We start from the raw sequence: 12037 nt of genomic DNA on the forward strand, positions 1-12037 counted from the left end.
GAGCACTGATATCGTATAGAACCTAAAGAATATCTAAAGTGCACTGATATCAGATCCGATCTTTTTGGGGTCGACCAAAATTTTAGCGTGTTGTTCAGGATCACCTAAGGCCTGAAAAGCATCTTTAACTCCTGCAAGACCTACAACGCCCGTTATCAGAGGAGAACAATCAATTTGACCTTCAGCGATCATATGGAGCGCGTCTCTGAACTCCAGTGGCGTATAACCAATCACAAACTGGATTTCGATTTCTTTGTTTAAAGCCAAAGCGGGTTCGATGCTGTCGGATTGCATACATACACCCACACCGATAATTTTAGAAAATAATGGCGCACCGTTAATAATCTGTTGAAGGATGCCTGGCATCCCGACACATTCAAAAATCACAGGACGTTTGGGTAAAGCACCTAATTTGTCAGCCACACGCCACGCATGCCACCATGGAATATGCATAGACTGAATCTTTTCAAAAATACCGATCCCATAGTTAATCGCTTCAGAAGCATCACCCAATAAACCGTATTCTTTCCAACTCTCAAAAGGCGATGATTGTTTAGGATCAATGACGACATCTGCGCCACAAAGTTGAGCCAGCCGGCGGCGATTTGGTGAAAAGTCACTGGCAATAATTTTTTTAACACCAATCGCTTTGAGCATTAAAATGACACCTAAGCCTACTGGACCACAACCAATAACAATTGCAGGTTCTGATTTCTTTATTCTGCTCCGACGTACTGCATGTAAAGCAACCGCCATTGGCTCGGTCATTGCCGCAAGATCGGGATGTAATCCATTTGGCACCGCAAACATGAGTTGAGATTGCACCAAGATTTGTTCGGCATAACCACCAGAAGCTTGAGGGGAAAGACCAGTCGCTTGATAACACCACTGATCAACTTTCAATAGTGGCATCGCACAAACTAAGGTATCTATTTTAAATTTTTTTCTAGTTTTAGGACCATAATCTAGAACACGACCGCAAAATTCATGCCCCATGACAAAACGGTCTGTTGACTTTGCAACACCTTTTAGACCCACTTTAGCCGTAAGTTCATGCATGTGGTCACAACTATGTTGCATATGTAAATCACTGCCACAAATACCACATCGCACAACTTCTAATAAAGTTTGTCCTTGTGATGGTGTTAGATGGCTGACATCTTCAAGTGTTAATTCATTTTGATGACATACAACAGCTTTCATTCTTGTCCACGAATATTTTTTATAATGATAGTGAACAGTGTGTGTGATTACGCACAAGAGATACACAGCTTTAGAGGACTGAATGATGACTGCAGAGGCTAAACTATTGAAAAAGCCTCCATTTATAGAGGCTTAACATGCATATTTTATGAGCTAGCTGAGTTGGGCTCGATGATAACGTTGATCCACTAGTGTGAATAGTGCCGTACAACTGACCAGAATTAATCCTACGATACACGCCATTGCCCATCCACCATGATCCCAAGCATAAATTCCTAGCGCGGAACCACTTGCGCCACCAATAAAATAGCTGGTCATATAAAGTGAATTTACACGAGATTTAGCATCCGGTCTTAAATTAAAAATCACATTCTGGTTGCTACTATGCACCAATGCTAGACCGAGATTCATCAGTCCAAAACCGATGATATAGCAACTTAAATAGAATGCACCTAAATAAAGGAATATCCATGCGCTACCTAGGATTAAAATGCCAAACCAAGTGATTTGTTTGACGTAACCACGATCGGCGATCTTACCAATTTTCTTGGTGGACAAGGCGCCAAATACGCCAACCAGAGTGACTAAACCCACCATGACATCTTCAAGAGAAAAAGAAGATTTAAGTAAAATAGAAATGGTGGAGAAGAGGATGCTCATCGTTGCAAATGCAAAGGCACCAATGATAGAGCGATAGATTAAACGAGGCTCTTCTTTAAGTAGCAACCCCATGGATTTAAACACAGCATAATAACTAATTTTAGAGCTAGGAATATAAGGCAGACGAATATTAAGTACCACAGCGACCATTAACATCAAAATTCCACTGACGATATAAATGAGCTGCCAATTAAATAAGTTGGATAACAAACCAGCTAAACTGGTCGAAATCAAAATACCAACCAATAATCCGCTCATCAGTAACCCGACCACTTCGCCTGTTCGTTCTGGTCGAACCGCCATCGTGGCAAACGGAATCAAAATTTGTGCTGCAACCGAGAAAAGCCCAGTGATAATTGTGCCAGCCCATAACATATAAAGGTTGAGCGAAAAAGCACAAATAAATAATCCCACTGCTGCAAAGAACATTAAAAATGGGATTAATTTCGTTTTATTGAGAATATCACCAAGTGGTACGATAAAAAGCAGTCCGACAGCATAAGAGACTTGAGCCAAAGTGACAGTTAATGCCACATCTGTTGCAGGGGCATTAAAGTAAAGTTGAACAGAGTGAATTAAGGGCTGCGAATAATAATTAGCGCCTGCACAAATACCACAAGCAATGGCCATCAACCAAAGTAAAGCAGTGTCATTCGTGATGTCTTTTTTATTTAAATCGTCAAGATCGTTATACATGAATAAATGGCTCAGTGGATGAGGAGCAGTAAGCTGTGGCTTCGATTTCAATTTGCATGGCGTCTAATGCCAAGCGAGACACAGGGATTAGTGTGCATGCTGGGAAATTTTGATCTTTCCATATTGTATTCATTTTCAGATTTAACAGGTGATGTTTTTGTTGGTCAAAATTGACAATCAAAACGCTTAGAACAGCAATGTTATAAAAGTCGATATGTGCATAGCTGAGAGCGATTTTGAGATTTTCGAAGACTTGGTTGAGTTGTTCTGAATAATCAGTGGAATAATGTCCTTCGGCATTTTCACCACCTTGACCTGATATATGAACGATTGTGTTGAAGTGTTTGACCTCACAGATGTGGCTATATCCAAATTGCCTTGGGGAATAAAGCTGAGGTGGATTTTTAGTTGTTAAACTAAATGGTGGCTTATTTGGTTTTGTCATTCTATCTTCTCTGGATTAAGCTTAGAAAAGAATTATGAAAGCTCAACTTAACTTGAGGTCAAGAGCATGGAAGAACAAAAATTACAACAGTGGCTCAGTATAGGCGCGTTAGCTGCTCGAAGTGGTGTATCGGTCGCAGCACTCAGATTTTATGAAGACAAAGCTCTTATTTGGAGTGTGCGGACGGAAGGAAATCAACGGCGATATCCACGATATATGCTGAGAAGGATTGCCATCATCAAAGTGGCACAGCAGGTTGGGATTTCACTCTCTGAAGTGAAGCAAGCATTTAACATACTCCCTAAGAATAAAACCGCGACTAAATCAGATTGGACCGCATTATCGAGTGCATGGCAAAAAATTTTAGATCAAAAAATCTTAAATATGCTTCAACTTCGTCAACAACTGGATTGGTGCATTGGTTGTGGGTGCTTATCTTTAACTGAATGCCCACTAAGAAATGAAAATGATCAAATGGGGTCTACATCGTCGGGTTCCCACTTTGTTCCACTCGACATTAAATTTGACGATGATCAAGGGAAAATAGAAATTCACTATGAAGACTAAGTTTCATCGTGAAGTATTATTTTGAAATTTGAACTGTGAGGTTAATGTTGTCTTTATTTCAGTTTAGTTTTGGAAAGCGTAATCATCATCACACCCAATATATTCAGCGCACAACCAAACCATTGAATCATATTCATTGATTCCCCTAAAAAGATAGTTGCCAATATAATGGTCAGAATTGGACCAAGTGAACCAATCATGGCTGTTTGAGAAGCACCTAAACGAGCAATACTTTGCGCAATGAGAATAGTTGGAATCACCGTTACCCCAATGCCTAATGCAACACCATATCCGATTACTTCCATGGGTTGTTCAAGGATATTGGATACAGGGCTTGGCTGAGCAATAAAGTAGTGAAGAATCGTCCCTAAGCAGGCGATAGACATTGCTAAGCCCGTAAAATTCCACGATCCAAATTTTTGGATTAATTTTGGAGTCATCAATAGATAACTCGCAAAGCAAATCGCACTTGCGAAAACTAAACTCACACCTAGCCAAAAATTACTTTCATGAGGCACATTGCTTTGTTCTTGGAGCATCACTATAAGCGTGCCGCCATAACTTAGTCCAATCGCAAAAATAGTCTTCATTGAAAGAGGATGTTTGAAAATTACACTTGATGCAATTACTGTCATGGTGGGATATAGAAATAGGATAATACGCTCCAAAGAGGCACTGATGTACATCAGACTCATAAAATCGAGCCAACTTGAAAAATAATATCCAATCAAACCAGCAACGAGGAGTAGGGCCCAATCCTGCGCTGAAAATCCGCGATTACGGTGTCGGTTCAACCAACAAATAAAAAGAAAAACGGGTAAGGCACTGAGCATCCTTAAGGCAACAAGCAATGTTGCATCAACATCTTCAGAAACTGCATAAGCTTGTTTGATTAAGATCGCTTTACTACTAAACAAGAATGCTGCCAACAGCGCACATAAACTCCCTAACTGAGTGGGAGTCAGCTTAAGTACCATAAATGTTAAAAATCAATTTTTAAGTAATGGAAGTATAAGCCAATCTTTATTGTAAGCTCTAAAATTCAATCTCTAATTTTCGCTAAATCACCTACCTAGCGATATAAGGCGTTTTGATTTTTTGTTTAAATGCATCATTGTGGTGCGTAATATGAAAAAAACAGTGGTCTATCAACCCAAAAAATACATCAAAAAAATATTTCAAATTTTTTTTGCACGGTTTGTAAGCATTCTTTTCAAGAATCAGTCAGCTTGTATTTCATGTTCAGCCAAAATTTAAGCTCAATTTTAAAACCAAGATTTATCTAAATTTTGTCTTATTTATAATTTTTAAGAATGTCGTGAGAATTTGAATCGATTAGTCTGATTTTTTGTCAATTCGGCAAATTGAGATTTATGAGAATGAAAGAAGCAACTAAAAATGTGACATGCACGGCGCTTTAACACAATCAAAAGGGATAAAAAGAAAGCTAAAAAATGTCAGAATGATCAAAGCTTAATAAAGTCAAGCTCCCTATACTGACGATAAATTAGAAAAAAGTTTCTTTTTTGTTAAAAAATGGATCGAAAATTGAACGAATCTGGAACTATTTTTTATGAAAATGATAGATCAAATACCATGAAATTTTGTGATGATTGTGAATCATGAGTTCAAAATGAGGGTATTTATTAAATAAATATTGGGTGGTAATTTAAAAAAGTTCAATTAGAATCCAAAAAATTCACATGAATACATCCAGGGGTATATCGCAGGAATGCGATATCTACTTTAAGAAAAATTAGCTTGAGGAATGCTCATGCAGATCGGAATCCCTACCGAAACTGTAGTTGGTGAAAGTCGTGTAGCTGCGACACCAGAAACAGTAAAGAAGTTAATTGGTGCTGGTCACAGTGTCGTTATCCAACGTAATGCAGGTGTTAAAGCTGCTTATATTGATAGTGCCTATGAACAGGTTGGTGCAAAAATTGTTGATGATGCTTATACCGGCAGTCAATTGGTTTTAAAAGTTCGCGCACCTAAAGGCGAAGAAATACAAAAATTAGCCCCAAACACCACAGTGGTTGCGATGTTTGATCCGTACCGTAATACGGAACTTGATCAATTCGCTGCTCAGCAAGTGTCTGCATTTGCACTTGAGTTATTACCACGTACGTTATCTCGTGCCCAAAATATGGACGTGTTGTCATCACAAGCAAACTTGGCAGGTTATAAATCTGTGCTGCTTGCGGCGGCAGAGTACCAACGTATGTTCCCAATGTTAATGACAGCGGCGGGTACGGTTAAACCAGCTCGTGTAGTCATCATGGGTGTTGGTGTAGCAGGCTTACAAGCGATTGCAACAGCCAAACGTTTAGGTGCTATTGTTGAAGCGACAGACTTACGTCCAACAGCCAAAGATCAAGTTGAATCTTTAGGCGGTAAATGGTTAGACGTACCAATGTCAGCAGAAGAGCAAGCGCGTGCCGATGAAGCTGCAAAAAATGGTTATGGTTGGATGCCTGGTGAACAATATATTAAAGACCAAGCTGCAATTGTAGACAAAGCGGTATCGAATGCTGACATCGTGATCACGACGGCGCTTTTACCAGGTCGTGATGCACCGCGCTTAATTAAAGCTGAAACAGTTGCCAAAATGAAACCAGGTTCAGTCATCCTCGATATGGCAGTTGAAACTGGTGGTAACGTTGAAGGTTCAAAATGCGGCGAAACTGTTGTGACTGATAATGGCGTGAAAATTTTGGGTGTCCCAAATATTCCAGCGACCGTTTCTACAGAAGCTTCAGCGCTATATGCACGTAACGTTTATAACTTTGTTGAAACGCTTTTTGATCAAGATAAAAACTACAGTATCAATCAAGAAGACGAAATCCAAAAAGCATTGCTTGTCACTCATGGTGGTCAAGTGCTGTTGAAGCGTGGTTAAGGAGACTGATCATGGTTGAAACTATTACAATTTTTGTCCTCGCAATCTTCGTAGGTTATTACGTTGTTTGGGGAGTGACACCTGCGCTTCACACGCCGCTGATGGCCGTAACGAATGCATTGTCTTCAATTATTATTGTCGGCGCGATGATCCAAACTGTTGGTCTACCTGTTATGGGTGTTGAGGGGGCTGTTGATTTTCAAACCATCAATGTGGTGAGTGTATTAGGTGCGATCGCTGTTTTCTTAGCAAGCATTAATATTTTCGGTGGCTTCGCTGTAACCGCTCGTATGCTTGAAATGTTTAAGCCAAAGCAAAAGAAAAAAGAGGGTTAATACATGGAATTTATTCGTGAGTATGCGGATTGGTTTTACCTAATCGGTGCCGTTCTTTTTATCTTAACTTTGCGTGGCTTGTCTGGTCCTAAGACAGCAATTGCAGGTAACCGTTACGGTATGATTGCAATGGCAATCGCCGTGTTAACAACTTTCTTTGTTGCTGATAATCCTGTGGTATGGATGATTGTCGGTGCAATGGTATTGGGTGCGATTGTTGGTATTGCTCGAGCTCGTACAGTGCCTATGACACAAATGCCAGAAACAGTTGCTCTCATGCACTCACTCGTGGGTCTTGCTGCAGTGTTGATTGCGATCGCTGCAATTATTCACAACAACAAGCTCGTCGAGCTTGGGCCAGACTTACTGGCTGCAAATGGTGTGAACTTCCATGAAATGAGTCGCGTACATTTATTCGAATTATTCGTAGGATGTTTCGTTGGTGCCATTACATTCACTGCATCGGTATTTGCTTATGGTAAATTGGCGGCAAAGAAATGGGCAAAAACGATTTCAGGTGCATGGGTTAAACCTGTACAAGCTTTGATTTTTATTGCGATGCTAGCAGCAGGGATTCACTTCTTCTTGATGGGTAACATGACCTCGTTCTGGGCAATGACAGCACTTGCTTTAGCCTTTGGTTGGGTATGGATTGCGCCTGTTGGTGGTGGTGATATGCCAGTTGTGGTGTCTTTGCTTAACTCATTCTCTGGATGGGCGGCAGCAGGGATTGGTTTTACGCTTGAAAACAACATGTTAATTGTTGCAGGTTCGCTTGTAGGTTCGTCAGGTGCAATTCTGTCTTATATTATGTGTAAAGCAATGAACCGTTCAATCATCAACGTATTGTTTGGTGGTGCAATGGGTAGTGTTGCAGCACCGACAGCAGCAGCTGGTGCAGCAGTTCAACGCAACTACCGTTCTGGTTCTGCTGACGATGCTGGTTTCTTAATGTCAAATGCAGACAGTGTTGTAATTGTACCGGGTTATGGTATGGCGCAAGGTCGTGCTCAAAATGCGGTGAAAGAGCTTGCAAATTTATTGAAAGAGCAAGGTGTAACTGTACGTTTTGCGATTCACCCAGTGGCAGGTCGTATGCCTGGTCACATGAACGTCCTTTTAGCTGAAGCAGATGTTCCGTACGAAGACATCTTAGAGATGGATGAGATTAACTCAGACTTCCCAGCAACAGATGTGGTGTTGGTCATCGGTGCGAATGACGTCGTTAACCCTGCAGCGAAAGATGATCCAAACTCGCCAATTTATGGTATGCCTATTCTTGAAGCACATAAAGCTCGTACCATTATGGTGATCAAGCGCTCTATGGCGACAGGTTATGCGGGTCTTGATAATGACTTGTTCTATAACGACAAAACAATGATGATCTTTGGTGATGCGAAGAAAGTTGTTGAAGATATGACGAAAGCCATTAATGGTACAGGTCACTAATTTATAGACTGTTTTAAAAAAACCACCTTCGGGTGGTTTTTTTATTTTTCATGTGTAGGTTTTCGCCACATTCCCCAAATTTCAGGTGCATCGTAGGGCAGATCGCGAAGGTGAAAGATCACTTCAAATCCATAATGACGATAGAGTCCAACATTACTTGGTGTTGCAGTTTCTAAATAACATGGGATACCGTGTTGATCGCTCTTTGTGAGAATAGGTGTTAAGACTTTGCTGGCTAAGCCTTGTCCTTGGTGGTCAGGACTTACACCTATGAGTTGTAAATAATAATGCGCCTCACTGGGATGATGTTTCTGCACCAGATTAATGATGTGAATAAATTTCACCAGTTGTCTTAAACCGATAATCTTCGTTAATTGAGGGAGTAGTTTAACCTGCTGAATGAGGTTTAAATCCCACTGATTTGGCGGAATCCAAAGTGCAGCAACTGAGCGATCGGGATTGGTATAGACTTCATCATATGGTTGAGCGATATCTTTCAATTGAATACTAAAGAATTGCTCAAGTTTTTCATGTTTTTGTTGGAAACTCAGTTTTTCAGCTTGGATCGCCCAGTTGCAAAACTCTTCGTTCCAAAAGGATTGCATTAATGTTTCTACTAATGCATCGTGATCTGTTCTTGTGGCTTTTATCATGGTCATATCAAGGTAAACCAAATTAGTGAGTTCTTTTTTGTTGGCTTTATTGTTATAAATTTAAAATGCACAGTATAAAAAAGCGACCAAGAAGGTCGCTTTAATATGTTTATGCTACAGAATCTGTAGTTGAAGCATTACGCCATAAGTTTTCTAGATCATAAAACTTACGTGCTGTAGGTAACATCAGATGTACTACAACAGTGCCAAGATCAACAAGGATCCATTCTGCATCGCTTTCACCTTCAATACCGATAGGGCGAAAACCTGCTTTACGTGCTTCATCAGCGACGTTGTTTGCAAGCGCTTTCACGTGACGTGTAGAAGTACCTGAAGCAATGACAATTGCATCTGCAACATTGCTCACTTCGCTAACATCAATCGTTGTGATTTCTTTTGCTTTAACGTCAAGCAATGCTTCTTGAACAACTTTTAAGCAAGCTTGAACGTCTTGTTTTGGAGAATTCAAAGAGAGTTCGTGAGAATTAGAAGCGCCGGGCGATGGTTCTAAATTCATGAGAAGTGTATTTTCCTGACTATAACTCATCTTTCACTATAGCGCTTTCTGCTTGAAAATTCAAACTTTGAACAAATTTTATACCACAATATGATGATATTAAAGAAGTTTATTTTTCCATTCGAAAGAATCTGTTGAATGAGATTGGGGGCGATATTCGGCTGCGACAAATCCTTCATACATGCTATTTGCAATGCATTCAAAAATAGCGGGATAGTCAATTATCCCTGTGAGTGGTTCATGTCTACCTGGTACATCTGCAAATTGGATATGCCCAATGTGTTGCATATTTTCTTTGAGTGACAGAATCAGGTCTTCTTGCATTCTAGCCATGTGATAGCAATCGAATTGCATTTTTAGAGCTGGATGATTAACGTCTTTCAGTAACTCTTTGGCTTGATGCATTGTTTGAATCATGAAGTTGGGCATATCAAAGCCATTAATCATCTCAAAAACGGGTTGAATCCCATGCGCTGTGAAGATCTCGCTGACAAATTTAAGATTTGAGACTAAGGTTTCATAGCAGACCTGATATTCAACATTATCTGGTTGCTTGCCAGCCAAAATATTCACTCGAGGTATATTGAGTGAGCATGCATATTCAATCGCTAAGTCAACAGCTTGTTTGAATTCATCAGTTTTACTTGGGCTACTTGCTAATCCGCATCCGCCTTGCATTAAATCTCCGGCAGGAACGTTGATGAGACACAAGCTAAGTTGATGTTCATTGAGTTCATGCTGAATTTGATTAATACTCAGCTCATATGGAAATTGAATTTCTACATGTTGGAACCCATATTCAGCAGCCAGCGCAAAGCGTTCAATGAGTGGAACTTCTGTAAAGATCATCGATAAATTGACAGCGAGCTTCATATTGAATGCGACCTATTTATTGTTTTGTTCAACTTGCAGAATGACTGAGGCAAGGTCTGATTCAGAAAAGCCGTTGGATTGATGCGCTTTCAATTGTTCTAAGGCTTGTTGAGCGACAGGAATATTAAGGTCAAATTGTCGAGCCAAACTCAAGGCGTTATTTAAATCTTTAGACAGGGTCTGAACTTTCCATTGCACAGGCTCAAACTCGTGCGTTGCCATACGTGGTGTTAAAATTTGAAAAGGTTTAGAGTCGGCGAATCCACCTGCTAAGGCAGGTGCAAGCAGTTGAGTATCAACACCCGCCTGATCTGCTAAAGCAACAGCTTCTGCGATGAGTGTGCTATTTGCAGCAACGATGAGTTGATTACAAATTTTGGTGGCTTGTCCTGTTCCAGTTCCACCCATACAGGTTACACGTTGTGAAAGAACTTGATACATTGGTTGTAAAGATTCGATGATGCTCGATGGTCCGCCAGCAAAAATAACTAAACTGCCATTTTCAGCACCAGCTGTTCCACCTGACACAGGAGAATCTATCCAATGCGCTGATTTAGCAGTTGCACGTTGTGCAAGATTTTTAGTTTTATCCACAGATAGACTCGAGAAGTCCACAATAATCTGCTCGGGTTGAATCAGTGATTCAATTTGAGAAAAAACAGCCTCTACCGCATTGTCATCGGCTAAACAAGTTAGGATCAGATCAAATTGTGCTATCTCAGAGAGTTGAAGGGGATGTGCCCCAAGCTGGATTAACGGCTCACATGCGTTGGGGCTTCGGTTCCAGACAGCAGTGTAAAACCCAGCCTGTATCAATCGAGTCGCCATTCTGCTACCCATTAAACCCATACCTAAGAATGCGATTTTAGTTTGACCGTTAATCATTATTGAAGCTAATCCCTGATCTAAGTTTGAAAACCAATTTATTTGAATTGACGTGGTAGAAATTCCAAATCTGGATTTTTATCTTTTTTACGCGCAATTTGACTGTTTTTGCCAAGGAGTAATTTGAGTTGCCAAATTTTCTCAAGACGAAGTGATTTTTTGGGTGCGTGTTCCATCGCATCTAAGACTTGTTTTACTGCAGCTAAGGCATCAGGTGAGCGCTGCAACATTTCGTCGGCAAGCTGTTGAGCTTTTTGCATCGGCGCGTTATCAACATGTGTGATCAATCCAATTTCTTTGGCATATTGACCATCAAATACACGTGCTGTTAATGATAATTCTTTGGCTAGGTCGACTCCAATAATACCTTTGATTGAGCGTGTTAACCCCATATCTGGAACTAAGCCCCAACGGGTTTCCATGATCGACATTTGGGTGTTGGGGTGAGCAATTCGAATATCAGCCGCTAAAGCCAATTGCATACCTGCACCGAAGCAATACCCTCCAATAGCTGCAATGACTGGAACAGGGAGTTCTTGCCAGATTAAAAAAGCTTTTTGAAATAGACTTTGACCAGGCTTAATGAGTTCCCATGCGGCATAAGCACGATTTTGTGGATTATTCAGGTCTGTTAAATCAATACCTGCACTAAATACGTTGGCTTCACCAGTGAGAATCACACAGCGGATAGTACGATCAGATTTAATTTTTTTTGCGACTTGCACCAACTCTTTCAAAAGTTGAAAGCTCATCGCGTTACGTTTGTCGGGACGATTCAGAAAAACCGTCGCAATTCCATTATTTTTTTCTACACGTATTACAGCCATTATTGTGACTCGAGTTTATTGTTCC

13 protein-coding genes are annotated in these 12037 nt (G+C 40.5%); 4 read left to right on the forward strand and 9 right to left on the reverse strand.

Translation table 11 applies throughout. The features are described from left to right. Nucleotides 1-33: 33 nt before the first annotated feature. From AC1M87_RS07040 to AC1M87_RS07050, 3 genes are all read right to left on the reverse strand, one after another. A complete protein-coding gene (locus AC1M87_RS07040; protein ID WP_092768291.1) occupies nucleotides 34-1203 on the reverse strand; it encodes a zinc-binding dehydrogenase in 1170 nt (389 codons plus the stop codon). Between the two features lie 153 nt (nucleotides 1204-1356). Continuing rightward, on the reverse strand, nucleotides 1357-2559 hold the full coding sequence (locus AC1M87_RS07045) for an MFS transporter (RefSeq protein WP_481593317.1): 1203 nt from the start codon (nucleotides 2557-2559) through the stop codon (nucleotides 1357-1359). Beyond that, on the reverse strand, nucleotides 2552-3004 hold the full coding sequence (locus AC1M87_RS07050; RefSeq protein WP_481593318.1) for a RidA family protein: 453 nt from the start codon (nucleotides 3002-3004) through the stop codon (nucleotides 2552-2554). Before AC1M87_RS07050 ends, AC1M87_RS07045 begins: the two co-directional genes overlap by 8 nt. Before the next feature lie 66 nt (nucleotides 3005-3070). Between AC1M87_RS07050 and soxR the strand changes: the two genes are divergently transcribed. Continuing rightward, nucleotides 3071-3571, forward strand: coding sequence for a redox-sensitive transcriptional activator SoxR (gene soxR, locus AC1M87_RS07055; protein ID WP_035265311.1), 501 nt, complete (start codon nucleotides 3071-3073; stop codon nucleotides 3569-3571). Between the two features lie 53 nt (nucleotides 3572-3624). Here the strand turns inward: soxR and AC1M87_RS07060 are convergent, their stop codons facing one another. After that, entirely contained in the window at nucleotides 3625-4548 is a 924-nt protein-coding gene (locus AC1M87_RS07060; RefSeq protein WP_481593319.1) for a DMT family transporter, read from the reverse strand. 797 nt (nucleotides 4549-5345) lie between these two features. Here AC1M87_RS07060 and AC1M87_RS07065 point away from each other — a divergent pair. Genes AC1M87_RS07065 through AC1M87_RS07075 form a run of 3 tightly spaced genes read left to right on the forward strand, consistent with a single transcriptional unit; the run spans nucleotide 5346 to nucleotide 8257 of the window. Continuing rightward, nucleotides 5346-6473, forward strand: coding sequence for a Re/Si-specific NAD(P)(+) transhydrogenase subunit alpha (locus AC1M87_RS07065; protein WP_481587563.1), 1128 nt, complete (start codon nucleotides 5346-5348; stop codon nucleotides 6471-6473). An 11-nt stretch (nucleotides 6474-6484) separates the two neighbouring features. Beyond that, nucleotides 6485-6808 (forward strand): proton-translocating transhydrogenase family protein, encoded by a 324-nt coding sequence (locus tag AC1M87_RS07070; protein ID WP_035265316.1) that lies wholly within the window; start codon nucleotides 6485-6487, stop codon nucleotides 6806-6808. A 3-nt stretch (nucleotides 6809-6811) separates the two neighbouring features. Beyond that, on the forward strand, nucleotides 6812-8257 hold the full coding sequence (locus AC1M87_RS07075; protein ID WP_481593320.1) for an NAD(P)(+) transhydrogenase (Re/Si-specific) subunit beta: 1446 nt from the start codon (nucleotides 6812-6814) through the stop codon (nucleotides 8255-8257). Nucleotides 8258-8298: 41 nt separating this feature from the next. Here the strand turns inward: AC1M87_RS07075 and AC1M87_RS07080 are convergent, their stop codons facing one another. The 5 genes from AC1M87_RS07080 to AC1M87_RS07100 all read right to left on the reverse strand — a co-directional run bounded on the left by AC1M87_RS07080 (nucleotide 8299) and on the right by AC1M87_RS07100 (nucleotide 12012). Then, on the reverse strand, nucleotides 8299-8916 hold the full coding sequence (locus AC1M87_RS07080) for a GNAT family N-acetyltransferase (protein ID WP_481590354.1): 618 nt from the start codon (nucleotides 8914-8916) through the stop codon (nucleotides 8299-8301). A 103-nt stretch (nucleotides 8917-9019) separates the two neighbouring features. Beyond that, nucleotides 9020-9427, reverse strand: coding sequence for a ribosome silencing factor (gene rsfS, locus AC1M87_RS07085; RefSeq protein WP_035265319.1), 408 nt, complete (start codon nucleotides 9425-9427; stop codon nucleotides 9020-9022). Between the two features lie 99 nt (nucleotides 9428-9526). Next, entirely contained in the window at nucleotides 9527-10300 is a 774-nt protein-coding gene (locus AC1M87_RS07090) for a hydroxypyruvate isomerase family protein (protein WP_481593321.1), read from the reverse strand. Nucleotides 10301-10312: 12 nt separating this feature from the next. Continuing rightward, on the reverse strand, nucleotides 10313-11188 hold the full coding sequence (locus AC1M87_RS07095) for an NAD(P)-dependent oxidoreductase (RefSeq protein WP_481590400.1): 876 nt from the start codon (nucleotides 11186-11188) through the stop codon (nucleotides 10313-10315). 35 nt (nucleotides 11189-11223) lie between these two features. After that, a complete protein-coding gene (locus AC1M87_RS07100) occupies nucleotides 11224-12012 on the reverse strand; it encodes a crotonase/enoyl-CoA hydratase family protein (RefSeq protein ID WP_481593322.1) in 789 nt (262 codons plus the stop codon). Between the last annotated feature and the right edge of the window lie 25 nt (nucleotides 12013-12037).

The organism is Acinetobacter sp. 24-47-62, assembly GCF_056779765.1.

What these genes read in the sequence shown, in the direction of transcription:
- AC1M87_RS07040 (WP_092768291.1), bottom strand. Translation starts at nt 1,203, where the DNA reads ATGAAAGCTGTTGTATGTCATCAAAATGAATTAACACTTGAAGATGTC.
- AC1M87_RS07045 (WP_481593317.1), bottom strand. Translation starts at nt 2,559, where the DNA reads ATGTATAACGATCTTGACGATTTAAATAAAAAAGACATCACGAATGAC.
- AC1M87_RS07050 (WP_481593318.1), bottom strand. Translation starts at nt 3,004, where the DNA reads ATGACAAAACCAAATAAGCCACCATTTAGTTTAACAACTAAAAATCCA.
- soxR (WP_035265311.1), top strand. Translation starts at nt 3,071, where the DNA reads ATGGAAGAACAAAAATTACAACAGTGGCTCAGTATAGGCGCGTTAGCT.
- AC1M87_RS07060 (WP_481593319.1), bottom strand. Translation starts at nt 4,548, where the DNA reads ATGGTACTTAAGCTGACTCCCACTCAGTTAGGGAGTTTATGTGCGCTG.
- AC1M87_RS07065 (WP_481587563.1), top strand. Translation starts at nt 5,346, where the DNA reads ATGCAGATCGGAATCCCTACCGAAACTGTAGTTGGTGAAAGTCGTGTA.
- AC1M87_RS07070 (WP_035265316.1), top strand. Translation starts at nt 6,485, where the DNA reads ATGGTTGAAACTATTACAATTTTTGTCCTCGCAATCTTCGTAGGTTAT.
- AC1M87_RS07075 (WP_481593320.1), top strand. Translation starts at nt 6,812, where the DNA reads ATGGAATTTATTCGTGAGTATGCGGATTGGTTTTACCTAATCGGTGCC.
- AC1M87_RS07080 (WP_481590354.1), bottom strand. Translation starts at nt 8,916, where the DNA reads ATGACCATGATAAAAGCCACAAGAACAGATCACGATGCATTAGTAGAA.
- rsfS (WP_035265319.1), bottom strand. Translation starts at nt 9,427, where the DNA reads ATGAATTTAGAACCATCGCCCGGCGCTTCTAATTCTCACGAACTCTCT.
- AC1M87_RS07090 (WP_481593321.1), bottom strand. Translation starts at nt 10,300, where the DNA reads ATGAAGCTCGCTGTCAATTTATCGATGATCTTTACAGAAGTTCCACTC.
- AC1M87_RS07100 (WP_481593322.1), bottom strand. Translation starts at nt 12,012, where the DNA reads ATGGCTGTAATACGTGTAGAAAAAAATAATGGAATTGCGACGGTTTTT.